A 26,560-nucleotide genomic window follows, 5' to 3' on the forward strand; every position below is an offset into this window, starting at 1 on the left:
ATTCTCACCTCCGTTATCGTTGTCGATATGACGACCCGACGACTTTCCACCCTGCTCGCGCTCGGCGCGGCATCCGCCCTCACCCTCACGGCCTGCGCCGGTACGGGCGGAACATCGGAGACCTCGGTCCCGGATGCCGCCACGCTGAGCGTCGTCGCGTCAACCAACGTCTACGGCCAGATCGCCGAGGAGATCGGCGGTGACGCGGTCACGGTCACCTCGATCATCGCCTCAGCTGCTCAGGACCCGCACGAGTTCGAGCCGACAGCCCAAGACCAGCTCACGGTCTCGGAAGCCGACCTCATCATCGAGAACGGCGGCGGCTACGACGGCTTCATGGACGCGATGATCGAGGCGAGTGGCACGACTGCCCCGGTCATTACTGCTGCCACGTTCAACCACGACTACCCGGGTGAGGACGGCGCAGCGGAAACCGAAGACGCTCACGCCGATGAGGACGGTCACGACCACGCGCACATCGAGGGATTCAACGAGCACGTCTGGTACGACCCGCACACGATGGAGCACCTCGCCGAAGCCATTGCCGATGAGCTCTCGACGCTCGACCCCGACAACGCTGACCTCTTCGAGACCAACGCCGCAGCCTTCATCGACCAGATCGCCGGACTGGAGGCATCCCTCGACGAGATCTCGGCAGCCCACGCGGGCGAAGGGGTGTTCGTCACCGAGCCCGTTCCCGTCTACCTGATCGTGGCGGCAGGGCTCGAGAACCTCACCCCCGAGGCCTTCAGTGAGGCCGTCGAGGAGGGGCAGGACGTGCCCCCCGCAACTCTGCTCGAGGCGCTGGGCATCGTGGAAGACGGCTCTGTCAAGGTCGTCATCGCGAACGCGCAGACTGGTGGAGCAGAGACCACGCAGATCATCGATACCGCAACCGCGCAGGCAATCCCGGTTCTGGAGTTCACGGAGACCCTTCCGGAGGGCCAGACTTACATCTCGTGGATGCAGCAGAACATCGCGGAGCTCGCGGACGCGCTCGGCGCGTGAGCTCCAGCGCGACCTCGGACGCCCAGCCGCCGCTCCGCATCCGCGGAGCGGCGCTGCGCCGTGGCGAGCGGGAACTGTGGGCCGGGCTCGACCTCGACGTCGAACCCGGCGAGTTCATCGCGGTCCTCGGGCCCAGCGGCTCTGGCAAGACGACGCTGCTGCGCGCCATCCTGGGCCTTGAGCACCTGAGCGCCGGGACCATCGAGACCGCCGGCCGCCGGGTCGAGCGCCGGGGCAACCGGCACATCGGTTATGTGCCCCAGCAGCGCCCCCTTCCGCCCGAAACCGCGCTACGGGGTCGGGACCTCGTGACCCTCGGTGTCACCGGCCACAAGTTCGGCTTCAGCCTCCCGCGCCGGCGTGAGCGCGACCGGGTCGACGCGTTGGTGGCAGACGTCGGTGCCGAAGGGTTCGCCGACCGGCCCGTCGGTGAACTGTCCGGGGGCGAGCAGCAGCGGCTGCGCATCGGGCAGGCGATCGCCGACGACCCCGGCCTGCTGCTGTGCGATGAGCCGCTGACGAGCCTCGACCTTGCCAACCAACAGGCGATCGTGGCGCTCATCGATCGGCACCGGCGCGAGCGCGGCACCGGCGTGCTCTTCGTCACGCATGACATCAACCCCGTCCTCGACGTCGTGGATCGCATCCTCTACATCGCCGGGGGCCGGTTCACGCTCGGAAAGCCCGACGAGGTCTTGCAGACGAGCGTTCTCAGCGACCTCTACGGCGCTCCCGTCGCTGTGCTGCGCGCCGGCGACCGGCTCGTCGTCGTCGGCGCGCCGGATGCCGAGGTCTCACACCATCACCACCACGACGGCGACGAACTCGGTGGGGTGCACGCATGAACTGGTCTGACATCGGTGACGCCATGTTCGGGGGGGTGGCCGACTACGGTGCGATCCTCGCGTTGGTCTCGAACTCGGTCATCGCAGGCGCCGTGCTGGGCCTGGTCGGAGGCCTCGTCGGCGTCTTCGTGATGCAGCGCGACATGGCTTTCGCCGTCCACGGCATCAGCGAGCTCTCGTTCGCGGGCGCCGCGTTCGCGCTCCTGATCGGCTGGGATGTCGTGACCGGGTCGATCGTGGGCTCGCTCATCGCCGCCGGCCTCATCGGATGGCTCGGCGCCCGCGCCCGCGACCGCAACTCGTTCATCGGCGTGCTCATGCCGTTCGGCCTGGGCCTGGGCATCCTGTTTCTGTCGCTCTACAGCGGGCGCAGCGCCAACCGCTTCAGCCTGCTGACGGGGCAGATCGTCTCGGTGCAGAACGCCCAGCTCGGGTGGTTGATCGCGATCAGCATCCTGGTTCTTCTCGGACTGCTCTTCATCTGGCGCCCCCTGCGCTTCGACTCCCTCGACCCGCAGTCCGCGGCAGCGCGCGGTGTGCCGGTCACGGCCGTCTCGCTCGGGTTCATGCTGCTGCTCGGGCTGATCGTCGCCGTGGCGATCCACATCATCGGTGCGCTGCTGGTCATGGCGTTGCTGGTGACCCCCGCCGCCGCGGCCATGCGGATCGCCTCCGGTCCGTGGAGTGTTCCGCTGCTGGCGGCAGGGTTCGGATTCGTCTCGGCAGTGGGCGGCATCCTGTTGGCCATTGCCGGCACGCTCCCGGTGAGCCCCTACATCACGACCATCTCCTTCCTCATCTACCTCGTCTGCCGCCTGGTCGGGGGACGCCGCGGTCGGGTGACACGGGAGCGGATCGCGTGAGGACTCGCACCTACTCCCAGCCCGCGCCGAACCTGGGTCGATAGACTCCCGGCCATGGCGCAACGCAATACCTGGCAACGCGAACGCGTGCGCACGGCGCTGGGCGACGCCCCCGGCTTCATCAGTGCCCAGTCGCTTCATGCAGTCCTTCGCGACGAAGACACCGGGATCGGCCTGGCGACCGTTTACCGCGCTCTGGCGAGTCTCGCCGACGAGGGCGCAGCCGACACGCTGCACGGCCCCGACGGCGAAAGCCTCTACCGTGCATGTGCAACCTCGGGGCACCACCACCACCTGATCTGTCGCTCGTGCGGGGCGACAGTGGAGATCGCAGCGACCCCCGTCGAGCAGTGGGCGCGGTCGGTCGCCGAACAGCACGGCTACACGGATGCCGAGCATGTCGTCGACATCTTCGGGCGCTGCCCCGAATGCACGGCGCGCGCCCGCGCGGCATCCGGCGATGGGAACCGTGCGCGCTGACGCGCCGGTGACCGATCGCGCGCGCGCGGGGGGCGCGAGCCCGGGTGCCCGGGCAGCGGTCGGCGTCGGAATCGGCATCCTCTTCATCGCGATCCTGGTCGCGATCGACCTTCTGTCTCCGTCGCTGTTCACCTCACCCCTGTCGACGCGAGCGCAGGACGGTCTGACCCTCGCGATCAGCGTCCTGATCGAGTCACTGCCGTTCGTGGTGCTCGGTGTGGTGCTCTCGATCGTCGTGCAGGTCTGGATCCCGCCAGGGGTTCTCGAGCGATGGATGCCGCGCACGCCGTGGCTGCGGCGCGGCGTGCTCTCCCTCCTCGGCATGTTCATCCCGGTATGCGAGTGCGGCAACGTCCCGTTCGCACGCGGCCTGCTGATGCGCGGGTTCACGGTGCCTGAGACATTGACCTTCCTCATCGCGGCGCCGATCGTGAACCCGATCGTGATCATCACGACTCATCAGGCTTTCGGCTTCAGCGACGGCATCCTGGTGGCGCGCCTGGTGGGAGGGTTCCTGATCGCCAACCTGCTCGGCTGGCTCTACAGTCGGCATCCGAGCCCCGACGCCTTGCTGACCGACCGGTTCCGCGACACGTGCGAACTGGTCACGCACGAGCCCGGCGGCAAGGGACGCCGAAGCCTCGCCCAGCTGGTCATCGAACTGCGCGCCGTCATGCCCGCGCTCATCATCGGGTCCGCCATCGCCGGAGCGGTGCAGGTGCTCATCCCGCGGGACGTGTTGCTGGCGATCGGGTCCAACCCCGCACTGTCGATCGTCGCCATGATCGCTCTCGCGATGGTCGTCTCGATCTGCTCCAACGTCGACTCGTTCTTTGCGCTCTCGTTCGCCTCGACCTTCACTCCCGGTTCGATCGTCGCCTTCCTCCTGGTCGGGCCTCTCGTCGATGTGAAGATGCTCGCCCTGCTGCGCACGACCTTCACGACCCGCACCCTCGTCGGGATCGTCGTAGTCGTCGTTCTGTCGGCCTTCGCCATGGGGACGGTGGTGAACCTTCTTGCCTAGGCTCGGCTCCCTCGGAACGCGCTGGCTCGGCGTCGGACTTGCCTCAGCGCTCGCCGTCCTCACCGTCGGGCTTGCGGTCACGGGCCGACTGTCGCTCTACATCAACCCTGAGTCGGCGTGGTTCGCGGTCGGGATGTCGGTGATCGTGCTGATCGGAGCGGTCGCATCGTTCGCGCTTCCGCTGGGCGCCGAAGAAGACCACGGACACGATCATGAGGATGCCGGGGCCGCGCGACACACGGATGCCGACCATGGCCGGGCCTCGATGGAGACTGAAGAGGGTCACGCGCACGCCCACGCTCGGCATCCGGTGGCCCTCGCGGGCACGGTGATCGCCGGAGTGCTTGCCAGCGCCGTCGTGATCGGTGCCCTCGCGCTACCACCGTCGTCCCTGTCTCCGCAGTTCGCCTCGACGAGCACCTCGACCACGCCGGTCCTGTTCGGCGGCCGGGATGTCGTCACCCTCGCCTCGACAGGCGATACGGCGACCTTCGGGGTCGGGGAATGGGCAACGGTGTTCGCGACCGCGACAGACCCGGCATCCTTCGACGGCGACGCCGTCACCCTGACCGGCTTCGTCGCCCCGGGCGACGCCGGGACCGGCTTCTTGCTGTCGCGTTTTGTCATCACCCACTGCGTTATCGACGCGCAGCTGGCAGCCGTTCCCATCTCGTGGGGTGGCACGGCAGCGCCCGAGGGCGAGTGGGCGACCGTGACGGGCACGGTGCGCTCGGACTCCGCAGGGCGCCTGCACATCGCGGCCGAGTCGGTGGAGGCCGTGCCCGAGCCCGAGGACCCGTATGAGTACTGACGCCGGCCGAGGTCGCCAGGCGCCGGCTCCGTCGCGGCGCCAGCGAGCAGCGCGGCGCCGGCTGCGCGGGTTCGTCCTCGGGTTCGTCGGGGTTGCCGCAGCCATCGGGCTCGTCGGAGCGCTCGGTGCCGCGGCAACTGTCCTGATGGGTCCGCGTGTGACGACGGTGCAGGTCGACCCGGCCGCAGCGATCTCGGCATCCGGGTCCCGGCTCATCGTGACGACCTCGCAGTCGCTCGCCGACGTCGATCCTGCTTCGGTGACCGTGACACCCGCAACGCCGTTCGATATCGACACCTCGGGCCGCAGCATCGGCCTGCGCTTCACGGTGCCGCTGGATGCCGACACCGAGTACACCGTCACAATCGACGGGGTGACCGGATTGTCGGGTGGTCCGTCATCCACGATCACTGAGTCGTTCCAGACTCCGCCGAGCGAGGTGTTCCTGCTGCAGCGCGGCACAGTCGACGGCGACACCATCTTCCGCACCGACCTGACCGGTGAGGCCGCCGTCGCGGTATTCGCTCACTCGCACATCGAGGACTACCGCGCGACCCGTGATCACCTGGTCGTGCTCGTCGACGAGGACGGCGAGAGTGCGCTCATCATGACCGACCTCGACGGGCAGAACCCGGTCGAGTTGACCCTGCCGGGCACGGGATACATTGCTGACCTGCAGATCGCCGACCGCGGTGAGCGAATCGGGTACCTGTTCACCTCGGCGACGGTCGGGACGGGAACCGGCGACGAATCGGCGCTGTACACGGCATCGCTCGATACCCCGACCGCCGAGCCGGCGAAGGTCGTCGTCGCAGGGGCCGACGAGCGCGTCGCGCAATGGTCGTTCGTGCCCGACACCGACAGTGTGCTGCTGGTCGCCTTCGACGGGACCCTGTTGCTGACCGCCCCCGACGGATCGGCTCCGACAGCTCTCGGGCTCGCGCTCGCGATCGATGGCATCGCGCCTGGAACCGCCCAGGCGATCGTCGAGCGCGTCGACGGGCTCGTCGTGCTCGACCTGCTCACCGGAGAGGAGACACCGCTGGATGTGGGCGACGACCCGGCGGTGATCGGCAGCGTCATGCCGCTCCCGCGCGGCGGCACCCTGCGCACGACGTTCCCGATCGCCGATAGCGGACTGCCGACCGGTGCGACATCCGTCGTTCTCGTTGATGACGCCGGTGCATCGGCGGAGGTGTTCTCGGCGCCGGATACCGACGCCGTCCTGCAGACGTGCGTGTCGCCCAGCGGTCAATACGCGGCGATGCTCGTGGCGCCCGACCTGGCATCCAACCCATACGACACCTACCAGCTGCCGCTCCCCGCGACGGTGGAAACGCACATCGTCGAATTGCCACGGGACGAGAGCTCACAAGCCCGCGAACTGGTCGCGCTCGCCGGCTCGTCGATCTCGTGGTGCCGACAGTCGGTGTCGTGGCGGTGATGATTCCCGACGGTCTGCGACCTGCAACGCGCTCCGACCTCTCGGCGTTGCCGGTTGACGTGGCCCCGACACTCCTCGGTGCGCACCTGATCGTTGAGGCTGGCGGTGAACGGGTCGTCGCCCGTCTCACCGAGGTCGAGGCCTACCACGGCGTCGGAACCGGCGAGATTCCCGATCCCGGATCCCACGCGCGGTCGGGCAGAAGCGCTCGCAATGCGACGATGTGGGGCCCGCCCGGCCACCTCTACGTGTACCTCAGTCACGGCATCCATTCGTGCGTCAACGTCGTGTGTGCACCGGCGGGCGTCGCCGGCGGTGTGCTGCTGCGGGCTGCCGAGATCGTCGAGGGCGCTGAGATCGCAAGGCGGCGCCGCTTCGCGGTGCGGGAGCCGGGGCCCGCGCGGGACCTCGCACGCGGACCCGGCAGGCTCGGACAGGCCGTCGGCCTGCATCATGCGGAGCACGACGGCATCGATGCCGTCACCGGTGCGAAGCAGTCCGGCGCCACCGCACGGCTGCTGCTGCCCGAGGAACCGCTGGCGCACGTGGCGACGGGGCCGCGGGTCGGCGTTGCGGGAGTCGCGGGCACGGATGCCTACCCCTGGCGGTTCTGGATCCCGGGCGACCCGACGGTCTCGGCCTTTCGCTGGGGTCGGGGCGCAGGAGGGGCGCGCGGAGCTACCGTGCTAGACTGACTCTTTGTCTGCGCGCACTCCAGCACGCAGTTCGTACCCCTCCCTCATCATCCGGCCAGAAATGGTCTGTCGAGTGCGGGGTGCAGACAAGGGATCTTGGGTGAGGCCGTCCGGCTTCACGGTACAGAAGGAGACATCACCATGGCTGCAGTGTGCCAGGTGACTGGAGCGGTTCCCGGCTTCGGTCACAACATCTCGCACTCGCACCGCCGGACGAAGCGCCGCTTCGACCCGAACGTGCAGAAGAAGACCTACTACGTGCCCTCGCTCGGTCGTAAGGTCACCCTGAACGTGTCCGCCAAGGGCATCAAGGTGATCGACGCGCGCGGCATCGAGTCGGTTGTGAAGGACCTCATCGCGAAGGGTGTGAAGCTCTAATGGCGAAGAAGGCTCAGGACGTCCGTCCGATCATCAAGCTGCGCTCGACCGCCGGCACGGGGTACACCTACGTGACGCGCAAGAACCGCCGCAACAACCCTGACCGCATCGTGCTGAAGAAGTACGACCCGGTCATCCGCAAGCACGTCGAATTCCGAGAGGAGCGCTGATCATGGCCAAGAAGAGCAAGATTGCCCGTAACCAGCAGCGCCAGGCGGTCGTCGACCGTTACGCTGCCAAGCGCCTCGAGCTCAAGAAGCAGCTCGTGGACCCCAACGCAACCGACGAGCAGCGCGAAGCCGCCCGCGTCGGCCTGCAGAAGCTTCCCCGCAACGCGTCGCCGGTGCGCCTGCGCAGCCGTGACGCGATCGACGGTCGCCCCCGCGGCGTGCTGACGAAGTTCGGCATCTCGCGTGTGCGCTTCCGCGACATGGCCCACCGTGGCGAACTGCCCGGTGTGACCAAGTCGAGCTGGTAAGCCAGCCCGCGAACAAGCACTGTCGAGCTGGTAAGCCAGCCCGCGAACAGGCACTGTCGAGCTGGTAAGCCAGCCCGCGGACGTCAAGGCCCGGCATCCTCAGGGATGCCGGGCCTTTCGTGTTCCCGCGGTGGGTTGCACTGAGAATCCGATTCGGCGCCGAATTCGGGGTTCCGGAGAGGATTCTCGGCGCCCAAACGGATTCTCGCGTGTGGGTTGCGCGGATTGAGCGCCGCTGACCGTAGAAGTCACGGCAGTCACATGCGTCACTCCCGTGACGCGACACGCCGCGAAACGGATGCCTCCGGCGGGGAAATCCGCGGAATTCCGGGGTTCGTGGGTATATTCGAGGTCGGTCGGCAAGAGACCAGCCGAGAGCCACCAGCTTTCGGTCCATGCACGAGGGCGGGGACTTCACCGCCTTGGAGGACAACCACAATGGCTGAAAAGTCCATCACCAAGACCGAGCTCGTCGCGAGCATCGCAAGCGCAACCGGTCAGAGCCAGGCCACCGTTTCGGGCGTCGTCGACGCGCTGTTCACCACTGTCGCCGAGGCCGTCGCCAAGGGCAGCAAGGTGTCGATCCCGGGCTGGGTCTCGTTCGAGCAGGTCGCCACCTCCGCTCGCACGGGCCGCAACCCGCAGACCGGCGAAGAGATCAAGATCCCCGCCGGCAAGCGCGTCAAGGTCTCGGCTGGCGCCAAGCTCAAGGCTGCCGCCAAGTAAGACCCTTCGTCTTCACCTCGAAAGGGGAGCGTCCGCCCGCGGATGCTCCCCTTTCGCGCGCGTAGGCTGAGGGGATGGATTCCCGCCTGCTGCGGGCGATCGGCCCGGCGACGCTCGTGACGGTCGCCGTCGTCGTGATGGTCGCCGCCCTTGCGTACGGTGGTGGCGCCGCGCCGCTGGTGATCGCGGATGCGGGACCCGTCGTTCGTTGGGGTCTGCCGACAGCGACGCTGGTCTTCAACCTCGCCGCGGCCGGGATGCTGGGATCGCTCATCCTGGCCCTGTTCGCTCTCAAAGCCGGCGATAAGGCCTTCACTGTCTCTGTGGATGTCGCATCCGTCTCGGCGGCAGTGTTCACCGTCGCTGCCGGCGTCACGGGGTTCTTCACGTTCATCGACGCCTTCAACGCCCAGGTGGCGCTCGGCCCCGAGTTCGGTTCGCAGTTCGGCAGGTTCCTGACAGACACCGATCTCGGCCGGGCGTGGCTGCTCACCACCATTTTCGGGGCGGTGCTCACGGTTCTCACGTTCGCGGTCCGCTCGTGGACGGGCACCTTCCTCGTCGCTCTCCTCGCGATCGCCGCGCTCGTGCCGGTGGGCACGCAGGGTCACTCGGGTGAGGAGGCCAACCACAACGCCGCCGTGATGGCGACGGTGCTCCACATCGAGGGAGCAGCGCTCTGGCTCGGTGGCTTGATGCTGCTGATCGTCATCCGCCCGGTGCTGCCGACGGATCGGATGACGACGGTGCTGCGCCGCTATTCGACGGTCGCGATCGTCGCCTTCGTCGTCGTTGCGGCATCCGGGTACGTGCGCGGTGTCATCGGCGTCGTGACGTGGGAAGCGATGCTCTCGCCGTACGGCGCGATCCTGACCGTCAAGATCGTCGCCCTCGTTGCGATGGGGCTGCTCGGCGCGTGGTATCGGCTTCGGCTGATCGATCGACTGCGCGAGCGCCGCGCATCCCGGTTCTTCTGGTGGCTGATCCTGGCCGAGATCGGGTTCATGGGACTTGCCAGCGGCGCCGCCGTCGCGCTCGCGCGGACCCCGCCGCCGGTCGATACTTCGCTGCCCGAACTGCGTACGCCGGCCGAGTTCCTTACGGGCGCGGCGCTACCACCCGAGCTGACGCCCTGGCAGTGGGTGGCCGCGTGGGAGATCGACCTCCTGTGGGCACTGCTGTGTGCCTTTGCGGCATTCTTCTATCTCGCCGGCGTGTGGCGCCTTCGCGCGCGCGGCGACCGGTGGCCGCTGTATCGCACGGTGCTGTTCCTGTCGGGCCTGGTCATGCTCGCGTGGATCACCAACGGTGCGCACAACGTCTATCAGGAGTACCTGTTCAGCGTGCACATGTTCGGACACATGGCTCTGACGATGGGCATCCCGCTGCTGCTGGTCGCGGGTGCTCCAGTCACGCTCGCGCTGCGAGCTGTGCGCAAGCGGGATGACGGCACGCGCGGCGGCCGCGAGTGGATCCTCTGGGCCATCCACACGCCGTTTGCGAAGGTCGTCACCAATCCGTTCTTCGCCGCGGGGAACTTCGTACTCTCGCTCTGGCTCTTCTACTACACCGACCTGTTCCGCTGGAGTCTGTACGACCACCTCGGGCATGAGTGGATGATCTTCCACTTCCTGATCACGGGGTATCTGTTCGTGCTGTCGCTGATCGGCATCGATCCGGTCCCCTACCGCCTTCCCTACCCATTCCGCTTGCTCATCCTGATCGGGGTCATGGCGATGCACGCCTTCTTCGGCATCGCGATCATGATGAACAGCGGGCTGATGGTCGCCGAGTGGTTCGGTGCGATGGGCCGCACGTGGGGGGCGACGCCGCTCGAAGACCAGTACATCGGCGGTGGCATCGCGTGGTCGATCGGAGAGATCCCCACCCTCATCCTGGCGATCACGGTTGCCATCCAGTGGAGCCGCAGTGACGAGCGAGCGCAACGGCGCGAGGACCGGCAGGCCGATCGCACAGCGGATGCCGAACTCGAGGAGTACAACGCACGGCTGGCTCAGCTCGCCGAGCGGGACTCACGCGTCGGCCGCTGAGCGCGGCCCTGCCTCACCCGAGCAGAATCGATGCCGTGCCGTCGGGGAGGATGTCGATCGTTCCCGTGACGACGAAGGGGACGTCGACGCTGACATCGCTCACGCTGCCGTCGAACAGCGAGCGGGAGCGAAGCTCGATGTGGGCCATGGCGGCTGACTCGGCGATGCGCCACCCGGCGCCGTCGGCGACGAGCGAGACGGTCGGGTCTTGCACGATCGACCACGTCGGCAGGGTCACGATGCGGTCGGTGAGGTCGAACCCGAACGGGCAGGCGGTGGGCTGCAGGACCTCTTGCTGTGTGCACTCGTCGAGGAAGGCATCCACTTTCTCTTGCACGAGCGCGACAAACTCGTCGGATGCCGTTGCGGTGACGCTGACCGGGACACTGGTGAACGGGACGTCCGAGAGCATTGCCACGCCCGGTGAGGTGGCCGTGGGAGTATCGACGGTCACCGAGTAGATGCCGGGCGAGAACACCAGCAGGGGGATCGGCGCAGACAGGTCGGCGGCGGCTCCGTCCGGTGAGACCTGCCGTTTGTCCACGCTGAAGCCGTTCACCGCGAACTGTGACGAGCCGTTCACGGTGAGATCCATCACCGCGATCGGGCTCTGCGCGAACTCCCACCGGGGGAAGATCCCGTTCATGCCGTCTTGCCTGACCGAGAATGTCGTGGACGCCTCGTGGCCGCCCGCGGTGTACGCGAGGGTCACCGCGATGGTGTCGCCGGTGTTCGTCTCGGAGACGACGCGGATGTCGCTGAGATCGCCGAGTGCGCTCGATCGCAGGAAGTCCTCGGAGGCGTCCGCGGGGAGGCCGGCGGCCTCCAGGTCGGCAGATGAGACCGCGACTCCGGGCACGGCGAGTGCCTGCGTGGCATTGCCGTCGGCGAGCAGGTTTGCGTAGCGGACCACGAACGCCGATGGGCCGTAGAACTGGGCGTAGAGCGTCGCGCCCGCCGCGATGAATGCGGCGATGAGCAGTGCGCCGATGGCCGAGAGAATCACGAGGTCGCCGGCAACGGCGCGGCGCGCATCCCCGCGGCCGCGATGCGATGCGCGCGGCGCAGAGTCCGCCGTGACCGTCGAGTCGGGCGCGGTGGCAGCACTGCCCGACGCCATCTCCCCCGTGGTGCTCACGGCACCAGTCTAGAAACGACCCGCTGTGAGGACGCCCTGCCGCGGCGTGCGCTGGGTAGCATGGCCCGGTGCAGGCGCCCGAACTCTCCGCAGAGCAAGAGGCGCTGTTCCGGCTCATTGAAGACACGCGCGACCACGTCTTCGTCACCGGTCGCGCCGGGACCGGCAAGTCCACGCTCTTGCAGCACCTGTCCTACCGGACGAGTAAACAGATCGCCGTCTGCGCGCCCACCGGTGTCGCTGCGCTCAACGTCGAGGGCCAGACGATTCACTCCTTGCTGCGCTTGCCGATCGGCCTGATCGCGGATGCCGACCTCGAGCATCCTGATGCGACCCGCAAGCTGCTGAACGCGATCGACACCCTCGTGATCGACGAGATCTCGATGGTCAACGCCGACGTCATGGATGCCATCGACCGCTCCCTGCGACAGGCCCGCGGCCGGCGCGCCGAGCCGTTCGGCGGGGTGCAGATCGTGATGTTCGGTGACCCATACCAGCTCGCGCCGGTGCCGCCGCGTCATGGTGATGAGCAGCGATACATCCGCGATCACTACCGGTCGTTCTGGTTCTTCGACGCGCGAGTGTGGGCCGGGTCGGATGCCGCGCTTCCCGGATCGGAGGGGTCCTCACTCCTGGATCTCGGCCGGTACGGTGCGTCCCTCCAGATCCGCGAGCTCGCTGAGATCCATCGGCAATCCGATCCGGAGTTTCGCCGGATGCTGGGAGCGGTCCGTCATGGCCGCGTCACCGCCGATATCGCGCAGGTGCTCAACGACACCGGTGCCCGCACCCCGCCGGTGGGTGGGGACGACGAACCTCCGATCATCACCCTCGCCACACGCAACGACATCGTCACGCGCATCAACCGCGCACACCTCGATGCGCTGCCGGGCGCTACCCAGACGGCGCATGCCGAGATCAGTGGCGATTTCGGTCGCGGGGATGCCGCCTATCCCGCAGACGCGGAACTGCAGCTCAAGGTCGGTGCGCAGGTCATGTTCCTTCGTAACGACGTCTCGACGTTCGGCCAGCCGCCGCGGTGGGTCAACGGCACCATCGGAACCGTGACGCGTATCGCGGGTGGCACGGTGCGCGTGGAGGTGGATGGCGAACAGATGGATGTCGAGCCGGCCGTCTGGGAGAGATTCCGCTATGCCTACAACGCGTCGACGCGGTCGATCTCGCGCGAGATCGTGGCGGAGTTCACCCAGTTTCCGCTGCGCCTGGCGTGGGCGGTGACGATCCACAAGTCGCAGGGAAAGACGTACGACCGCGCCATCATCGACCTGGGATCGGGCGCGTTCGCACCGGGCCAGACCTACGTCGCGCTCAGCAGACTGACCTCGCTCGAGGGGCTCTATCTGTCCAGGCCCCTGCGACCTCGGGACATCCAGGTCGACCCCGATGTGCAGCGATTCATGGCCGCTGTTCGGGCCCGCGCCTGAGGATCGTTCAGGCGATCTCGGCGATACGACCCGAGGCTTTGGCTGCGGCAAGGTCGACGAAGACATCGGTGTTGAACTGGTAGGCGCGCAGCACTTCATCGATGACGCGCTCCTGTTCGTCTGCGTCCCACGGAGCGGCATCCAGTTGCTCGCGGTACACATCCTTGAAGGCGCGGGGGTCGGCGATGTCGTCGAACACGTAGAAGCCGATCCCGTTGGTCTCAAACCCGAACTGCCGTGCCATGAGCTTGCCGATGAACTGCCCGCCCGAGAGGTCCCCCAGGTAGCGGGTGTAGTGGTGGGCGACGAATCCGCCGGCCCAGGTCGAGCCGACCTCGTTGATCCGATCGACGTAGCGCTGGGTGCTCGGGAGCGGAGCGATCCGCTCGCGCCAGTCCGGTCCGATGAGGAACTCGAGGTCGGCCTCCAGTGCGGGGATGCGGGTGAGCTTGTCGCTGATGAACGGGGCCGCAACGGGGTCGTTGCGCATCACGTCGGCGGCGCGCTCGATCGCGTCGTACATGAACCAGTGCTGGGCGACAAGCGCGATGTAGTCCTCGCGCGTGCCCTCGCCCTTCATCAGATCGCTCATGAAGCCGGCGTGTTCACTGCCCGAATGGGCGGTGCTCGAGCGCTCGCGCAGGGCCGTCGAGAACGGGGTCACGGGTGTCATGCGCACCAGTGTACCTTCAGGTAAGCCGAACCTTACAAGACCAAAGTCCCGATGGTGCGAGAGTCGGCGCCGCTCACTCGTGCGGACGAGGCTCGATCCCGAGACGCTCGCACGCCGCGTCATAGAGCTTCACGATCTCGGCACGGATCTGGGGCCGTTCTGTGATGCTGCCGCCGGGCCACGCAACAGCCACGGTCACTGTCGTGCCGTCGCCGAGCTCGGCATCCCACACCCCGCCGTCGCCATCGAGATCGGACATGACCGCGCCGACGGCATCCGTCTGTCCGAACGCCCGCACGATCAGGAGGTTGTCGCCACCGTGGTCGCCGTTCATGTGGGCGAGGACGCCGGTGCGGATGGTGTCGTCGAAGCGATACGTCATGGTGCCAGCGTAGGGCCGTGATCATTGCGTGATGTTGATGTGTTTGAATGCTGAATGCACGAACAACGGGGGTTGGGTATGGGTGCGACGATCCTCAGGCGGCGTTGGAGCGCCCTCGGGATCGCGACGGTTGCCCTCGCGGCGATGCTCGTTGGGTGCGCTCCCACCGGAACCGTCGAGATCGACGTGCCGGCTCAGGTCGAGGGAGATTTCCCCGCCGAGACCCAGTCGCAACTGGATGCCGCGCTGGCCGAGGCGATGGCCGCGACCGGAGCGTCGGCTGCCATTGTGGGAGTCTGGGCGCCGTGGAGCGGCTCCTGGGTCGCCGGTGTGGGAACCCAGTCTCCGACAAGCTCGCAGGCTGTCACTTCCGACATGGAGTTCCGCGCATCCCGGGTTACGCGGGCCATGACGTGCGATGTTCTCTACGCGCTCGTCGACCGCGAGGTCGTTGCCCTGGAGGACAACGTCTCGGAGTATGTCGGCGGCGCGTCGGGACTGGAAGACGTGACCTTGGGTCAGCTGTGCGACAGCACGTCGGGCATCGGGGCATCGGCACCGTCGCTGTGGGACGACTGGCTCAAGACCCCGAACCGCCAGTGGCCTCCGCTCGAGCTCGCGGCCTACGGCATGGGCCGTGAGCGAACAAGCAGTCCGGGCGCCGCTTTCGTCGACTCGGATGCCGGATACTTCCTGCTCGGCGTTGCACTCGAGACCGCAACCACGACATCCCTCCCCGAGTTGTTCGAGCAATACGTCACCGAACCCCTCAGCCTGGATTCCACGTGGCTTCCGGGCTCCGCCCCGGCGACGCCAGCCGGTGATACCGGTGCTCCGTCGCTACAGGGCAACAACTCCCTGCCGGGTGAGGACGGGCAGCTCCTGTGCGCTGATCCCCTCGAGATCACGGAGCTCTCGGCGAGCATCGGCTTTGCCGATTCGGGAGCTGTCTCGACGATCGCCGACCTCGGTCGCTACGCGCAGGCGCTTGCCACCGGGGCCCTGCTCGGCGATGACCAGACGCGGTTCGACAGCCCTCGTGAGGCGTACCCCGGCGCGCCGACCTGGTACACCTACGACGGCGGAGCGTTCGCCGCCGGCGGGCTGATCGGTCAGCACGGCGCGATTCCCGGCTACCTCACGGCTGCCTACGCCGACCCCGACACGGGGCTGACGGTCGCTGTCGTCTTGAACAACTCCGCGGCTCCCGCGGGGATCGCAGCAAATCTCGCCTGGGAGCTTGCCGCGATCGCCTCCAAGGCTCCGGCAGCCGCCGGCGAGACCGCGCCCCCGGCGGGCCTGCCCTGGACGGCCGAACAGCAGGCCGAAGCCATCCGCGGCGCGGCGGTCTGTCCGCTGCCTCAGCAGTGAACCCGGACCCGCGGTGAGCGCTCCGCGCGCGGCAGCCCTGTCTTCGCCGCCGTTCGCGGTCGGAATGGTCGTCACGGGTCTGGTGTGTCAGGAGCTCGGTGCCTCCCTCGCCGTTCTGCTCTTCCCCGCGCTGGGGCCCCTGGGAATCGTGTTCCTGCGTCTCGGTTTCTCGGCCGTCATCCTCATGGTCATCGCCCGGCCCCGCCTTCGCGGTCACACCCCGACAGCCTGGCGCTCGGTCGTCGGCTTCGGGCTGGTACTCGCGCTGATGAACTGCCTGTTCTACCTGGCGCTCGCGCGGCTTCCCCTCGGCGTCACGGTCACCATTGAGGTGCTCGGACCGCTTGTGCTCTCGGTGATCGCCGCGCGTCGTGCCAGCGCCTGGCTGTGGGCAGGGCTGGCGCTGATCGGGGTCATCGCGCTGGCCGGGGGCGGGTGGGACCGACTGGACCCGATCGGCGTCCTGTTCGCGCTCGGGGCGGCATCCAGCTGGGCGCTGTACATCCTCGCCTCCGCGCGCGTCGGGCGTGAATTCCCGCGCCTGGACGGACTTGCGCTGGCCATGGTCGTGGGCGCGCTCGCAGCGCTGCCCTGGGGACTGATCGCAGCAGGCGGCTCACTCGTGCGCATCGACCTTCTCGCATTGGGCGCGGCAGTCGCGGTGCTCTCTTCGACGATCCCGTACGCGCTCGAGCTGTTGGCGTTGCGGCGGCTGGCGGCATCCGCGTTCGCGATCCTGATGAGCCTTGCCCCCGCGACAGCGACCCTCGCCGGCTGGTTGCTGCTCGGACAGGCCATGACGTGGCTCGAGATCGTCGGAATCGCGCTGGTCATCGCTGCGAGCATCGGAGCCGTTCGGGCTGCATCAGTCCGAGCAGCGGCCGGCACGCGCGGCGCGGAAGCTCCTCCCGCCGAGCCGCTTCCGTAGGTCTGCGCTCCGCATCCCCGCTAGGGCGTGGCCGTGCCGCCGAGGATCGTCGACACGAGGTGTTCGGTGAGGGCATCGGCCCCGTCGAAGAGCACGCGGGTCCGGACACCGTCGTGATCCCGGGGGCCGAGGCGTTGTCCCCTCATGTCGACCACGGTCGAGCCGCGCGAGGGACCGTCTGTCGTATCGATGACGACGGGAACGCGCAGGCTTCGTCCAATGCCCGGCGCCCCCGCTGCGGTCATCGCCGCCAGCGGGTCATGCAGGGGGCTGAGCCTCTCACCGAACTGCGGCACGTAGAAGTCGAGGTAGTGGTCGAGGATCTCACCGACCGCGCGCGCGAACGGATCGGCTGAGGCGAGCAAGCGGCCCCGGTCGCCGTCGGTGAGGACATGGTTCATGGTCACATCCAGGGGCAAGAACGTCACGTCCCAGTCGGCCCGGGTGAGAACATCAGCAGCCTCGGGGTCGTTGAAGATGTTCGCCTCTGCCGCGGGAGTGATGTTGCCGGGAACGAGGGCTGCACCACCCATCGTCGTGACACCGGCAATTCGCGACGGCAGCGTCGGGTCGCGTTCCAGGGCGAGCGCGATGTTGGTCACCGGCCCGATCGTCAGGAGGTGGAGCGAACCTGCGTAGGCGTGGGACAACTCGAGCAGGAGGTCAGCAGCGTCGCGTGGGTCGGGTGAGGCGCCCGACTCGGGGAGGATGACGCCGCCGATGCCGTTGTCGCCGTGTACGTGTGGCGCGCCGCCGCCGTAGGCGCGCGTGAGGTGGTCGTGCGCGCCGACTGCCACGGGGATGTCGGGGAAGCCCGCCACCGCCAACAGATCGAGGGTGTTGCGAGCAGCTTGCGCGGCATCCGTGTTGCCACTGACCGTGCCGACCCCGACGAGCTCCACCAGGGGTGAGCGCAACAGGTAGGCCAGGGCGACGGTGTCGTCGATACCGGTGTCGCAGTCGAGGTACAGCGCAAGAGGCGCAGTCATGTCGCTCCCGGGGGTGATGAGGTGAGCGGACGGCGCCGTCCGGGGCGCGTCGCGCACCCCTTCGGTTATATCGCGCGGTGAACCGCCGGTCGTACCGGGAGCCACGGTGCGTGATGGAATGTCGGCATGACATCCCGAGGTCTGGGCCCGCTCTGCGTGGTCGGAAGCATCAACGTCGACATCTCGGTCACGGTGGGTGAGCTTCCGATTCCCGGCGAGACCGTGCGTGGGCGCGGACCGATCCGCGGCGCAGGCGGCAAGGGGGCGAATCAGGCGGCGGCAGCCGCTCGGCTCGGTGCGGCGGTGCGGATGCTCGGCGCGGTCGGAGACGACGCCGACGGCCGGGCCATGGTCGAGAACCTCCGCCGCGCAGGCGTCGACACGTCCGGCATCCGGGTCGTCGCGGAGCCGACGGGAACGGCGCTCATCACGGTGGACGCGGCGGGCGAGAACACGATCGTCGTGTGCGCCGGTGCCAATCACGCGGTCGAGGCGGCGGGGCCGTTCGCGTCCGACGAAGCGGTGCTCGCGCAGTTGGAGATCCCCCCGCACGCGATCGAGGCACTCGCGGCATCCGTGCCCGGATTCTTCGCACTCAACGCGGCGCCTGCCCGCGACGTGCCCCCCTCGGTGCTGAGACGCGCGGACCTCGTGATCGTCAACGACGCCGAGTTCGCCGCGCTCCCGGCAGTGTCGGCGGCGCGCCTGGTCGTGGTCACCCACGGGGCTCGCGGAGCATCGCTGTGGCGCGACGGTGAGCGAGTGCTGACGGCTCCATCGCCCGTGGTCAACGCCGTGAACGCTGTCGGTGCCGGGGACGCCTTCAGCGCCGCGATCACGCTCGCCGTGCATGCTGGGTGGTCCGATGAGGTTGCGCTGGCCGCGGCGTGCGCGGTGGGCGCCGACGCGGTGACCCACGTCGGCGCCCAGCCGCCCCTTCGTTCTCTCGCTGAGTACCGGTAGCGCTCAGCCGGTGACGTCGCGGGAGCGCAGGGCGAGAGCCGCAGCTCCTGTGAACAGAATCGCGACACCCCAGACCGCTGCGATGCCCCACGCGAATCCCGACTCGAGCGGCGCCTCGCTGTAGGCCCAGGAGTAAGGCGAGAGCCGTTCGACCCACCTGAGATCCTCGGACTGGTTCGCGACTGCCTGCAGTGCGTACCCGTAGACGGCTATGCCCGCGCCCGCCGCAACCCCGGCGATCCGGCGACCGGTGATGGCGCCGGCAAGCAGTGCGGCAGCGGCCGACAGTGCGCCCAGCCCCGCGAGGGCTGCAATCGCTGCGATGATTCCGGATGCCTCCAGCCCGAGTTCTGCAGGTCCGTTGAGGATGCCGACCACCACGCCGATGACGATGCCGAACACGACGAGCTTCAGAAGGATCGCCAGGGCGTTCTCGAGGACGTAGGAGACACGGCCGATCCCGTGTGCCAGGTCGAGTTCGAGGCGGCCGTTCTCTTCGGCGCCGCCGATCGCACTCGCACCCCACGCGGTGGTCGCGATCACGATCAGCGCGAAACCGATCAGGCCGAAGAAGGTCGCTTGCGCATACCCCGAGCCGGTGCCGATCTGGTCGTAGCCGAGGGCGTCGACCAGCTCTGGCGGCAGCGTCGCGATGATCTCTTCGAGCGAGCCGTTGCTGCCGAACGACGGAAACAGCGGAAGGTAGAGCGCGAGGGCAGCAGTGAGGCCCAGTGCCCACGCGAGCAGTCCGCGCCAGGAGTCACGGAGGCTCCGGGCTGTGATGGGGAGCAGGCGGCCCATCTCACTCGCCCCCCATCGCTGTGGGGGTATCGGTGCTCGCGGACCCGTAGAGGCGCAGCACCGACTCCTCGAGGTCGGGCTCCTCGATCAGCAGTTCGGCCACGTGGAAGCGGGCCAGTGCCTTTACGAGCGGGTCGATCTCGCCCTCGAGCGTGGCGTGCACGATCACCCGGTCATCCTGCGCACGCACCTCGGGGGGCGTGCTCGTCGACAGGGGCGCGAGTACGCCGCGGACCGCGTTGGGGTCGGCATCCGTCAGCACGGCACGGATGCGACGCACGGCGCCGAGCCGCAGCTCGTCGACAGCACCCGCCGCGACGATCCGGCCCTGGCTGAGCACCGCGACCTCGTCGGCTGCCTGCTGGATCTCACTGAGCACATGGGAGCTCAGCAGAACCGTTTGGCCGTTCTGCCGCGCCTCGTGCACGAGGCCGAGGAATTCGCGCTGCATCAGAGGATCGAGTCCGCTCGTGGGCTCGTCGAGGATCAGCAGTGGCGGCTCATGCATGAAGGCCTGAATGAGTCCGAGCTTCTGCTTGTTGCCCTTCGAGAGCGTGCGGACAGGGCGGGAGAGATCGCACGAGAGCCGCTCGGCCAGGTGGTCGATGCGCCCGGGGCTGACCGGTCCCGAGACGCTCGTGTAGAAGTCGAGGAGGCGCCGCCCGGTCGCCCTTCCCTCCATCCGAAATTCGCCGGGAACGTACCCGATGCGTCGCCGGAGGGCTGCCCCGCCGGTTCGCGGATCGGTTCCGAGCACGCGGGCGGTGCCGCTGGTCGGCCGGATGATGTCGACCAGCATCCGGAGGGTCGTGGTCTTTCCTGCCCCGTTGGGGCCGATCAGGCCGAACACCGTGCCGGGCGTGACAGACAGGGTCAGGCCATGGAGGGCGGTGCGCCGCCCGTACTGCTTGCGCAGGTCGTTGAGTTCAATGGCAGGGGTCATACCCTGCTCCTTTCGTCGCTGGTGTGTGATGGATGCCGAGAGTCAGTCGGCCAGCGGCGGGTCGGGGTCCTGGTGCGGGTCGTTCTCGCCCTTGCCCGAGGGTGGACCGATCGGGCGCTCCAGCGCGTCGTGCGCAGCGGTGAGCAGCCGGTCGTCGGCATAGAGACCGTGGGTGTAAAACTCGAGCAGCGGCAGGGTGAGCCGGCGAAGCAGCGTCTCGGTCAGCCCGTCCTCGCCGAGGCTTCGGGCGAGCTGGCGGCGCAGGAGCACCGGGGCGAGGCCGTAGAGCGTCACCGCGGTGACCGTGACGTCCATGTCCGACTGCGGGCGGAGCATCCCGGCCGCGGCCTGTTGCTCGAGGAGGGTGCGCGTCGCGGCCGTCAGGGAGTCGAAGAGGTCGTCTGCCGCCGCGGTGTCGGATGTCAGCATCCGGGACATGTAGTCAAGAAGTGGCTCGTAGCGCTGGCGGTCGGCGAGGGCCTCGCGCATCATCGCTGAGGCGCCGCCACCCGCGAGTCGGCCCTTGTCGGTGACCAGCGTCTGGACGACGTAGGCGTCGCACTCTTCGCGCAGTCCGTCTTTGGATCCGAAGTGGTGCACGATCAGCGCTGCGCTCACGCCGGCGCGCTGCGCGATATCCCGCAGGCTGGCCGTGTCGAAGCCGCGCTCTGCGAAGGCCGCGATTGCCGCATCGCGGATCCGGTCACGGGTCGAAGCGTCGGGGGCTGAACGCATGTTCAACATGCTAAACACCCGTTCAGCCTGTCGTCAAGGGCTAGCGGCTCTGTAGGGCTCGGGATGGGGAATCCCGACTGCCGGCGCGAACTATGGACGGTCGGGCCGGATCTTGCAACCCCCTGGGACATGGCAAAGAGACCAGCTACCTTCATGCATTGCGACATCACGTCGCGCTCTGCAGATGGAAGGAGACCCCATGGGATTCATGGAAGATGCGAAGAAGAACATCGCTGAGGCTGCGGAGAACACCGCCGACGCCATCCAGGACGGAGTTGACCGAGCCAAGGACAAGGCCGAAGAGATGTCGGCTGAGGCCGACGTCAAGAAGGCGGAGGCCGAACGCGACGCCGTGAAGGCACGCAACGACGTCAAGGAAGCAACCCGCGACTGACGTCCCCTGAACCCGAAGGCCCGCGCAGAGTACTGCGTGGGCCTTCGATGCGTTCGAGGGCGCTGGAGGGGCTGACGGGAATCGTCCCCACCGCCACTCCACACGCCGCTCCGCGGCGCGCGGAGCCTCCGGCGGCGTGGGCCCACCCGCGGGCGGACCGGTTCCTACGGCAACCACACGAATGCCCTCCCGCACGGCCTGCGGCCGCACGCGAGGGCAGTGGAGGGGCTGACGGGAATCGTCCCCACCGCCACTCCACACGCCGCTTCGCGGCGCGCGGAGCCTCCGGCGGCGTGGGCCCACCCGCGGGCGGACCGGTTCCTACGGCAACCATACGAATGCCCTCCCGCACGGCCTGCGGCCGCACGCGAGGGCATTGGAGGGGCTGACGGGAATCGAACCCGCGCTGTCTGCTTGGGAAGCAGAAGTTCTGCCATTGAACTACAGCCCCATGCGCCGAAGCGCCCCGCCAGCATATCAAGGCCGGTCGAGCACGCCGAGCGCGCATCTCGTCCGCGGAGGCCCGGAGCGTCAGCCGATCTCGCTGCGCGAGGCGTATCCGGAATCGATGATCGTGGCTTGCAGATTGTCAGCGGTGACGATCGTGCCGGGAACAAGGAGGGCAGGTACCGTGCGGGCTCCGTTGTCGTAGTCCTTGACGTTCAGTGAGTCGAGCTGCTCGCCGAGGAGTACGGATGCCGCGAGGTAGGCTGCGGCCTCGTGCACGAGGCGGTCATCTGTGAGGATCGTCGCGTACTGCTCGCCCGACTCGATTGCGCGGAGGCCTTCGGTTGTCGCGCCTACGCCAACGACCACGGGCCACTGGTCTGAGCCAGGGCTCAGCCCATGGTCACGGAGTGACGCGATCACGGCGGCCGCGATGTCGTCCCCCGCGGTCGTTACGGCACGCAGGCTCACGCCCTCCGTGTATACGGTCTGCAGGAGTTGAGTCATCCGGGCCGCGGCCGAACGCGCGTCGGTCGTTGCCACGGCGTCCGGTGCTGACTGCCCGGAGCCGAAAGTGGTGCTGCCCTGCTCGGCCGAGAGCTCGAGTACCTGGCGCACGGTCCCGTTGTAGCCGTAGTAGAAGTCGGGCGCTGCGAGGTCGCCCGCGAAGACTTCGAGGGGGTAAGGCTCGTCGGGGAGCGCCCCCGTGGGATCGCCGTTGAGATCACCCAAACCGAGACCGCTCAACGCAGCCCACCCGACTTGGACACCGATGCCGAACCGGTCGAACCCGACGTAATAGTCGACGTCGGGTGTGTCGCGAATCAGCCTGTCGTAGGCGATGACCGGTACGCCGGCCTCGCGTGCAGCGGCAAGCGGTTGGGCGAGAGCGTCGGCTTGGACGGGCGTGACGATGAGCAGATCCGCTCCGGCGTCCACCATTGCTGTGATCTGATCTGCTTGGTCGGCGGGATCCGGGCCCGAGTAGCGAAGGTCCACCGTAGCGCCCCAGGTGGTGAGCAGCGTCTCGATCGCGCTCCCTGCCTCCAGGTACCTGGAACCCTCGCCCGCAGGCAGGGTGATCCCTACCGTCCCGGTCACGTCAAGGTCGAGTACCGTGCGCGAAGGGGTCGGCTCAGCGCCTCCGGTGCACGCACTGAGCATCGTGACTGTCAGAACGGTCGCGATGGCGATAGCGGGTCGAAAGCGCACGGGGATCCTCTCCAGGGCGGCGGGCGGCAGCGCCGAAGCATGCGTCGGGAATGCGACGCCCAACCCTCTTCCATGCGCGTGCATTACATGCCGACGGGGGATGTCCAGAGCATCACGAACTGGTGACGTAGAGGTGTCCGCGGCGCCGGCTCGAGGCGGTCGGTCATCTAGGATGGCCGCGTGCTGCTTTCGGACCGCGATATCCGCAATGAAGTCTTTTCAGGTCGCGTTGCGCTCGATCCGTGGGACGCCGACATGGTGCAGCCATCAAGCGTGGACGTACGCCTGGATCGGTATTTTCGTCTCTTCGATAATCACAAGTACCCATTCATCGACCCTGCGGTCGATCAACCGGACCTTACGCGCCTTATCGAAGTGCGACCCGATGAGCCCTTCATCCTGCATCCCGGTGAGTTCGCGCTCGGCTCGACCTTCGAACAGGTGAGCCTTCCCGACGACATCGCAGCCAGACTCGAGGGGAAGTCCTCGCTGGGGAGGCTGGGCCTACTCACCCACTCCACGGCGGGGTTCATCGACCCGGGCTTCTCGGGACACGTGACGCTCGAACTCTCGAACGTCGCCACCCTTCCCATCACCCTGTGGCCGGGGATGAAGATCGGGCAGCTGTGCTTCTTCCGGCTGTCCTCACCGGCGGAGAACCCGTATGGGTCTGGCCCGTACGGCAACCGCTATCAGGGGCAGCGCGGCCCGACCGCATCGCGGTCCCACCAGAACTTCCACCGTACGGATGTCGGAACGCGCGAGCTTGGGTCGGCCGGCGACCGCTGAGACCTCTAGGGAACGAACCGGACACCTCTAGGACACCTGTGTGAAAGCTGCGCGAAAGCCGCTGACCGGATGATCACGATCACGGCCCGCTGAAGCGAATCCCGACGATGTCCTGGGCCGGGAGCCCCTGGCACCATTTCCCGGAGGACATAGTGGAATCGCTCGGTTCCGAACCCGTGACGAGTGCTGCGATACGTGCCGTGCAAGCCGTGGTTAGTTTCAGGATCATGTCTTCGGTCGACGATCCGATGGTCCAGAAGTGGATGCGCTTTCGCAATGCCGTGGTTCCCGGGGTCGCCGTCTCCCACGTTCCTGATAAGGCGGGTCGACCGGGCGACAGCCTCAAGGGCAGCGGCGAGGCGGGAGCCGCGGTCTACTGGCGCCTGGTCGCATCTAACAACCGCGAGCTCGGCCGAAGCTTCTACCTCTATCAGAACGCAGACCAGGCCCGAAGGCACGTCGAGCGGGTGGCGGCCATGACGGGGCAGTTGGATGTCGCCGCCGTCGTGGACGGGCAGACGACCCGACGTGGTTGGGTCCTCAACGCGGACGGCGGACCGGTCATGACGTGTGCACGCTGGTACACCTCATCGTCGACCGCCGCCGCCGCGGCGGTCTCAGCGCTTGCCGCCTTCCGCACGGCACGAGTGCTCGCCGCCCCGGTGACGTACTTCTCGACCCCTCATCGACGCCCCGCGAGCGCCGGTGAGGGCGCTGTGCTCTAGGGAAACCAGATGGCTGCAGTCATCTCGGGACGGTTCCGGATCATCGAGCTCCTGGGAACGGGAGGGTCGGCATCGGTCTTTCTCGCCGATGACGCGCAGAGCCGGCAGCGCGTCGCACTGAAGATCCTGCATCCACATCTGACCGGACGAGCAGCGGCGCGCGCCTTCTTCCTCGAGGAGGCGGCGCGAGCGTCCCGGCTGCAGCACCCACATTCGGCGCGCGTCCTGGACGTGGGCGAGGACCTGGACCGGCCTGAACCCGTGGTCTGGATTGCCCTCGAGGTCGTGGCCGGCGCCACCGTCGCGGAACACATTCGTGCAACCGGGCCGCTGATGCCGTCCGTGGCGGCGCGCCTGCTCATGCCCGTGCTCGAGGCACTGGATGCGGCCCACTCTGTGGGACTCGTTCACCGTGACGTTTCCCCAACAAACGTGATGGTGGCGCGGGACAACGAAGGACAGCTCGATCCCGACAGCGTGCGCTTGCTCGACTTCGGGATCGCAGGCGACGCGGGCGAGACCGCGGTGGGAGCGGATGCGCTACTCGCGTCCCACGACGAGGGGCGCGTCGGTGTGCTCGGCAATGCGAGCTACATGTCGCCGGAGCAGGCGCGTGGCGACGCGGTCGACGCGCGCGGCGACATCTATCAGGCGGGGGCATTGCTGTACTTCGCGCTCGTCGGTCAGGCACCGTTTCGTCGTGAGGAGCCCGCCCAGGTTGCCCGGGCACATCTGGAGGCGCCGCCGCCCGTGCCCTCGGTGCAGCGTCCTGGCGTCCCTCGGGCACTGGACCGCATCGTCGTGAAGGCGATGCTGAAAGACCCCGACGACCGGTTCGCCGACGCGCGCACCATGAGGGATGCCCTGGTGGACGCGATATCGGGTAACCCGAGTCCATCCGGCGTTGAACCCTCGCACCCCAACGCCGCGATGGCACCCACTGCTGTCCCGCCGCTCTCCCAGGTGCGGGCCGAGGGCCTCCACGCCCTCAGCGGTGAGCTCGACGTGACACGTGTCCTCGGAACCACAGTGACGCCCTCGCGGGCCCCGGCATCGTCCGCAGCGAGTCCGTTTCATGCTGTTCGTCGCGGTCGCCGCCCTGCCGGAATCGTGATGATCGGGACGATCTCGGCGGCCGTGGCGTTGGGCGTCGCTGTCTCATTGGCGGCGTCGCCCTCGGCATCCATCACGGCGGACCCGACGGCGAGCCCGACCTCGCCAGCAGCCACGCCGTCTCCCACTCCGAGCGCTGAATCCACGGGTGTTGACGACCGACCGCACGTACCGGATGTCTCGCAAACACAGCTCGCGGAAGCGAGCGCGCGCATCGTGGACGCTGGACTCGTGGTCGGCACCGTATCCACGGTCGATAGCAGATGGCCCGAGGGAACAGTTCTGGGGACCTCGCCTGCCTCAGGCGAGCGGGCTGCGTTCGGGAGCTCGGTAGCTGTCACGGTTGCTTCGGGGTACAACGCCGTGCCGTCTGTGACGGCGATGGATGTGCAACTCGCGTTGTCGATGATCACGGAGGCGGGATTCTCTACGGCATCGGTGCCGACCTCGACCCTGGGAAGCGGCGTCATCGGAACAGACCCGTCCGGTGGCTCACGATGGGCCGTCGGATCGACGGTGACGGTGTTCGAACCGGCACCCGCCTTGAGCCCCACTCCGTCGCCGAGCCCCACCCCCGAACCCGCTTCGAGCCCCACTCCGACACGTACTCCCACACCGCCGGTGGTGCCGTGAGTCCAGGACGCCTCTCGAACATCTGCGAGAAAGAGCGCCTTCGTCAATCCGACGCCTTTCGTTCACGATCGCGCCG

At 67.9% G+C, this 26,560-nt stretch carries 29 protein-coding genes and 1 tRNA gene; 21 read left to right on the forward strand and 9 right to left on the reverse strand.

The window, feature by feature from the left end; translation table 11 throughout:
• Positions 1-27 precede the first annotated feature (27 nt).
• The 13 genes from BGO47_RS00105 (at position 28) to BGO47_RS00165 (ending at position 10,803) form a co-directional block, all read left to right on the forward strand.
• Entirely contained in the window at positions 28-1,008 is a 981-nt protein-coding gene (locus BGO47_RS00105) for a zinc ABC transporter substrate-binding protein (RefSeq protein WP_292706997.1), read from the forward strand.
• Positions 1,005-1,853, forward strand: a complete 849-nt coding sequence (locus tag BGO47_RS00110; RefSeq protein ID WP_292707000.1) for a metal ABC transporter ATP-binding protein — start codon at positions 1,005-1,007, stop codon at positions 1,851-1,853. Before BGO47_RS00105 ends, BGO47_RS00110 begins: the two co-directional genes overlap by 4 nt.
• On the forward strand, positions 1,850-2,716 hold the full coding sequence (locus tag BGO47_RS00115; protein ID WP_292707003.1) for a metal ABC transporter permease: 867 nt from the start codon (positions 1,850-1,852) through the stop codon (positions 2,714-2,716). The genes BGO47_RS00110 and BGO47_RS00115 overlap by 4 nt, the downstream gene beginning before the upstream one ends.
• 54 nt (positions 2,717-2,770) lie before the next feature.
• A complete protein-coding gene (locus BGO47_RS00120) occupies positions 2,771-3,196 on the forward strand; it encodes a transcriptional repressor (RefSeq protein ID WP_292707006.1) in 426 nt (141 codons plus the stop codon).
• Positions 3,177-4,220 carry a permease gene (locus tag BGO47_RS00125; protein ID WP_292707009.1) on the forward strand — a complete coding sequence of 348 codons (1,044 nt, stop codon included), beginning with the start codon at positions 3,177-3,179 and terminating at the stop codon, positions 4,218-4,220. The genes BGO47_RS00120 and BGO47_RS00125 overlap by 20 nt, the downstream gene beginning before the upstream one ends.
• Complete coding sequence (locus BGO47_RS00130; RefSeq protein ID WP_292707012.1) at positions 4,213-5,031, forward strand: TIGR03943 family protein; 819 nt, start codon at positions 4,213-4,215, stop codon at positions 5,029-5,031. Before BGO47_RS00125 ends, BGO47_RS00130 begins: the two co-directional genes overlap by 8 nt.
• Positions 5,021-6,475 (forward strand): Ig-like domain-containing protein, encoded by a 1,455-nt coding sequence (locus tag BGO47_RS00135; protein WP_292707014.1) that lies wholly within the window; start codon positions 5,021-5,023, stop codon positions 6,473-6,475. The genes BGO47_RS00130 and BGO47_RS00135 overlap by 11 nt, the downstream gene beginning before the upstream one ends.
• Entirely contained in the window at positions 6,475-7,170 is a 696-nt protein-coding gene (locus tag BGO47_RS00140) for a DNA-3-methyladenine glycosylase (RefSeq protein WP_292707804.1), read from the forward strand. The genes BGO47_RS00135 and BGO47_RS00140 overlap by 1 nt, the downstream gene beginning before the upstream one ends.
• A 141-nt stretch (positions 7,171-7,311) precedes the next feature.
• The gene (gene rpmB, locus BGO47_RS00145; protein WP_228179498.1) at positions 7,312-7,548 is read left to right on the forward strand and encodes a 50S ribosomal protein L28; all 237 of its coding nucleotides are present in this window, start codon (positions 7,312-7,314) and stop codon (positions 7,546-7,548) included.
• Positions 7,548-7,718 carry a 50S ribosomal protein L33 gene (gene rpmG, locus BGO47_RS00150; RefSeq protein WP_005051772.1) on the forward strand — a complete coding sequence of 57 codons (171 nt, stop codon included), beginning with the start codon at positions 7,548-7,550 and terminating at the stop codon, positions 7,716-7,718. Before rpmB ends, rpmG begins: the two co-directional genes overlap by 1 nt.
• Positions 7,719-7,720: 2 nt before the next feature.
• Positions 7,721-8,026, forward strand: a complete 306-nt coding sequence (rpsN, locus tag BGO47_RS00155) for a 30S ribosomal protein S14 (protein ID WP_292707051.1) — start codon at positions 7,721-7,723, stop codon at positions 8,024-8,026.
• Between the two features lie 438 nt (positions 8,027-8,464).
• Complete coding sequence (locus BGO47_RS00160) at positions 8,465-8,752, forward strand: HU family DNA-binding protein (protein WP_195692545.1); 288 nt, start codon at positions 8,465-8,467, stop codon at positions 8,750-8,752.
• A 74-nt stretch (positions 8,753-8,826) separates the two neighbouring features.
• Complete coding sequence (locus BGO47_RS00165; RefSeq protein ID WP_292707059.1) at positions 8,827-10,803, forward strand: cytochrome c oxidase assembly protein; 1,977 nt, start codon at positions 8,827-8,829, stop codon at positions 10,801-10,803.
• 13 nt (positions 10,804-10,816) lie between these two features.
• Here BGO47_RS00165 and BGO47_RS00170 read toward each other — a convergent pair whose 3' ends face one another.
• A complete protein-coding gene (locus BGO47_RS00170; protein ID WP_292707062.1) occupies positions 10,817-11,941 on the reverse strand; it encodes a hypothetical protein in 1,125 nt (374 codons plus the stop codon).
• A 68-nt stretch (positions 11,942-12,009) separates the two neighbouring features.
• On the opposite strand from BGO47_RS00170, the gene BGO47_RS00175 reads away from it, so the two are divergent.
• The gene (locus tag BGO47_RS00175; protein ID WP_292707064.1) at positions 12,010-13,386 is read left to right on the forward strand and encodes an AAA family ATPase; all 1,377 of its coding nucleotides are present in this window, start codon (positions 12,010-12,012) and stop codon (positions 13,384-13,386) included.
• Between the two features lie 7 nt (positions 13,387-13,393).
• Here BGO47_RS00175 and BGO47_RS00180 read toward each other — a convergent pair whose 3' ends face one another.
• Positions 13,394-14,059 carry a biliverdin-producing heme oxygenase gene (locus BGO47_RS00180; RefSeq protein WP_292707067.1) on the reverse strand — a complete coding sequence of 222 codons (666 nt, stop codon included), beginning with the start codon at positions 14,057-14,059 and terminating at the stop codon, positions 13,394-13,396.
• A gap of 73 nt (positions 14,060-14,132) precedes the next feature.
• Positions 14,133-14,441: a DUF2470 domain-containing protein gene (locus tag BGO47_RS00185; RefSeq protein ID WP_292707069.1), complete on the reverse strand. Its 309-nt coding sequence runs from the start codon at positions 14,439-14,441 to the stop codon at positions 14,133-14,135.
• 78 nt (positions 14,442-14,519) lie between these two features.
• Here BGO47_RS00185 and BGO47_RS00190 point away from each other — a divergent pair, with 78 nt between their 5' ends.
• Together BGO47_RS00190 and BGO47_RS00195 are read left to right on the forward strand one after the other, a co-directional pair.
• Positions 14,520-15,812 carry a serine hydrolase domain-containing protein gene (locus tag BGO47_RS00190; protein ID WP_292707071.1) on the forward strand — a complete coding sequence of 431 codons (1,293 nt, stop codon included), beginning with the start codon at positions 14,520-14,522 and terminating at the stop codon, positions 15,810-15,812.
• A 64-nt stretch (positions 15,813-15,876) separates the two neighbouring features.
• Complete coding sequence (locus BGO47_RS00195) at positions 15,877-16,740, forward strand: EamA family transporter (RefSeq protein ID WP_292707806.1); 864 nt, start codon at positions 15,877-15,879, stop codon at positions 16,738-16,740.
• Positions 16,741-16,760: 20 nt separating this feature from the next.
• On the opposite strand, the gene BGO47_RS00200 is transcribed toward BGO47_RS00195, so the two are convergent.
• Positions 16,761-17,729 carry a nucleoside hydrolase gene (locus BGO47_RS00200; RefSeq protein ID WP_292707073.1) on the reverse strand — a complete coding sequence of 323 codons (969 nt, stop codon included), beginning with the start codon at positions 17,727-17,729 and terminating at the stop codon, positions 16,761-16,763.
• A gap of 126 nt (positions 17,730-17,855) precedes the next feature.
• Between BGO47_RS00200 and BGO47_RS00205 the strand changes: the two genes are divergently transcribed.
• Positions 17,856-18,692, forward strand: a complete 837-nt coding sequence (locus BGO47_RS00205; RefSeq protein WP_292707078.1) for a PfkB family carbohydrate kinase — start codon at positions 17,856-17,858, stop codon at positions 18,690-18,692.
• 3 nt (positions 18,693-18,695) lie between these two features.
• Here BGO47_RS00205 and BGO47_RS00210 read toward each other — a convergent pair whose 3' ends face one another.
• From BGO47_RS00210 to BGO47_RS00220, 3 genes are read right to left on the reverse strand one after another with little or no spacing between them, the layout of a single operon-like run.
• Entirely contained in the window at positions 18,696-19,493 is a 798-nt protein-coding gene (locus BGO47_RS00210; protein WP_292707081.1) for an ABC transporter permease subunit, read from the reverse strand.
• A 1-nt stretch (position 19,494) separates the two neighbouring features.
• Positions 19,495-20,436 (reverse strand): ABC transporter ATP-binding protein, encoded by a 942-nt coding sequence (locus BGO47_RS00215; protein ID WP_292707084.1) that lies wholly within the window; start codon positions 20,434-20,436, stop codon positions 19,495-19,497.
• Between the two features lie 42 nt (positions 20,437-20,478).
• The gene (locus tag BGO47_RS00220) at positions 20,479-21,171 is read right to left on the reverse strand and encodes a TetR/AcrR family transcriptional regulator (protein WP_292707087.1); all 693 of its coding nucleotides are present in this window, start codon (positions 21,169-21,171) and stop codon (positions 20,479-20,481) included.
• 199 nt (positions 21,172-21,370) lie between these two features.
• On the opposite strand from BGO47_RS00220, the gene BGO47_RS00225 reads away from it, so the two are divergent.
• The gene (locus BGO47_RS00225) at positions 21,371-21,565 is read left to right on the forward strand and encodes a hypothetical protein (protein WP_292707090.1); all 195 of its coding nucleotides are present in this window, start codon (positions 21,371-21,373) and stop codon (positions 21,563-21,565) included.
• Positions 21,566-21,942: 377 nt separating this feature from the next.
• On the opposite strand, the gene BGO47_RS00230 is transcribed toward BGO47_RS00225, so the two are convergent.
• A tRNA-Gly gene (locus BGO47_RS00230) sits at positions 21,943-22,016 on the reverse strand.
• Positions 22,017-22,096: 80 nt separating this feature from the next.
• The gene (locus BGO47_RS00235; protein ID WP_292707092.1) at positions 22,097-23,224 is read right to left on the reverse strand and encodes a sugar-binding protein; all 1,128 of its coding nucleotides are present in this window, start codon (positions 23,222-23,224) and stop codon (positions 22,097-22,099) included.
• 180 nt (positions 23,225-23,404) lie between these two features.
• Here BGO47_RS00235 and dcd point away from each other — a divergent pair, with 180 nt between their 5' ends.
• From dcd to BGO47_RS00250, 3 genes are all read left to right on the forward strand, one after another.
• Complete coding sequence (dcd, locus tag BGO47_RS00240) at positions 23,405-24,013, forward strand: dCTP deaminase (protein ID WP_292707094.1); 609 nt, start codon at positions 23,405-23,407, stop codon at positions 24,011-24,013.
• Positions 24,014-24,240: 227 nt separating this feature from the next.
• On the forward strand, positions 24,241-24,738 hold the full coding sequence (locus BGO47_RS00245; protein ID WP_292707097.1) for a hypothetical protein: 498 nt from the start codon (positions 24,241-24,243) through the stop codon (positions 24,736-24,738).
• Positions 24,739-24,747: 9 nt separating this feature from the next.
• Positions 24,748-26,484, forward strand: a complete 1,737-nt coding sequence (locus tag BGO47_RS00250) for a PASTA domain-containing protein (protein ID WP_292707099.1) — start codon at positions 24,748-24,750, stop codon at positions 26,482-26,484.
• Positions 26,485-26,560: the final 76 nt, after the last annotated feature.

It is taken from the genome of Microbacterium sp. 67-17 (assembly GCF_001898325.1).
Classification (GTDB): domain Bacteria; phylum Actinomycetota; class Actinomycetes; order Actinomycetales; family Microbacteriaceae; genus Microbacterium; species Microbacterium schleiferi.

What these genes read in the sequence shown, in the direction of transcription:
- BGO47_RS00105 (WP_292706997.1), top strand. Translation starts at nt 28, where the DNA reads ATGACGACCCGACGACTTTCCACCCTGCTCGCGCTCGGCGCGGCATCC.
- BGO47_RS00115 (WP_292707003.1), top strand. Translation starts at nt 1,850, where the DNA reads ATGAACTGGTCTGACATCGGTGACGCCATGTTCGGGGGGGTGGCCGAC.
- BGO47_RS00120 (WP_292707006.1), top strand. Translation starts at nt 2,771, where the DNA reads ATGGCGCAACGCAATACCTGGCAACGCGAACGCGTGCGCACGGCGCTG.
- BGO47_RS00125 (WP_292707009.1), top strand. Translation starts at nt 3,177, where the DNA reads ATGGGAACCGTGCGCGCTGACGCGCCGGTGACCGATCGCGCGCGCGCG.
- BGO47_RS00135 (WP_292707014.1), top strand. Translation starts at nt 5,021, where the DNA reads ATGAGTACTGACGCCGGCCGAGGTCGCCAGGCGCCGGCTCCGTCGCGG.
- BGO47_RS00140 (WP_292707804.1), top strand. Translation starts at nt 6,475, where the DNA reads ATGATTCCCGACGGTCTGCGACCTGCAACGCGCTCCGACCTCTCGGCG.
- rpmB (WP_228179498.1), top strand. Translation starts at nt 7,312, where the DNA reads ATGGCTGCAGTGTGCCAGGTGACTGGAGCGGTTCCCGGCTTCGGTCAC.
- rpmG (WP_005051772.1), top strand. Translation starts at nt 7,548, where the DNA reads ATGGCGAAGAAGGCTCAGGACGTCCGTCCGATCATCAAGCTGCGCTCG.
- rpsN (WP_292707051.1), top strand. Translation starts at nt 7,721, where the DNA reads ATGGCCAAGAAGAGCAAGATTGCCCGTAACCAGCAGCGCCAGGCGGTC.
- BGO47_RS00160 (WP_195692545.1), top strand. Translation starts at nt 8,465, where the DNA reads ATGGCTGAAAAGTCCATCACCAAGACCGAGCTCGTCGCGAGCATCGCA.
- BGO47_RS00165 (WP_292707059.1), top strand. Translation starts at nt 8,827, where the DNA reads ATGGATTCCCGCCTGCTGCGGGCGATCGGCCCGGCGACGCTCGTGACG.
- BGO47_RS00180 (WP_292707067.1), bottom strand. Translation starts at nt 14,059, where the DNA reads ATGACACCCGTGACCCCGTTCTCGACGGCCCTGCGCGAGCGCTCGAGC.
- BGO47_RS00185 (WP_292707069.1), bottom strand. Translation starts at nt 14,441, where the DNA reads ATGACGTATCGCTTCGACGACACCATCCGCACCGGCGTCCTCGCCCAC.
- BGO47_RS00190 (WP_292707071.1), top strand. Translation starts at nt 14,520, where the DNA reads ATGGGTGCGACGATCCTCAGGCGGCGTTGGAGCGCCCTCGGGATCGCG.
- BGO47_RS00195 (WP_292707806.1), top strand. Translation starts at nt 15,877, where the DNA reads ATGGTCGTCACGGGTCTGGTGTGTCAGGAGCTCGGTGCCTCCCTCGCC.
- BGO47_RS00200 (WP_292707073.1), bottom strand. Translation starts at nt 17,729, where the DNA reads ATGACTGCGCCTCTTGCGCTGTACCTCGACTGCGACACCGGTATCGAC.
- BGO47_RS00205 (WP_292707078.1), top strand. Translation starts at nt 17,856, where the DNA reads ATGACATCCCGAGGTCTGGGCCCGCTCTGCGTGGTCGGAAGCATCAAC.
- BGO47_RS00210 (WP_292707081.1), bottom strand. Translation starts at nt 19,493, where the DNA reads ATGGGCCGCCTGCTCCCCATCACAGCCCGGAGCCTCCGTGACTCCTGG.
- BGO47_RS00215 (WP_292707084.1), bottom strand. Translation starts at nt 20,436, where the DNA reads ATGACCCCTGCCATTGAACTCAACGACCTGCGCAAGCAGTACGGGCGG.
- BGO47_RS00220 (WP_292707087.1), bottom strand. Translation starts at nt 21,171, where the DNA reads ATGCGTTCAGCCCCCGACGCTTCGACCCGTGACCGGATCCGCGATGCG.
- BGO47_RS00225 (WP_292707090.1), top strand. Translation starts at nt 21,371, where the DNA reads ATGGGATTCATGGAAGATGCGAAGAAGAACATCGCTGAGGCTGCGGAG.
- BGO47_RS00245 (WP_292707097.1), top strand. Translation starts at nt 24,241, where the DNA reads ATGTCTTCGGTCGACGATCCGATGGTCCAGAAGTGGATGCGCTTTCGC.
- BGO47_RS00250 (WP_292707099.1), top strand. Translation starts at nt 24,748, where the DNA reads ATGGCTGCAGTCATCTCGGGACGGTTCCGGATCATCGAGCTCCTGGGA.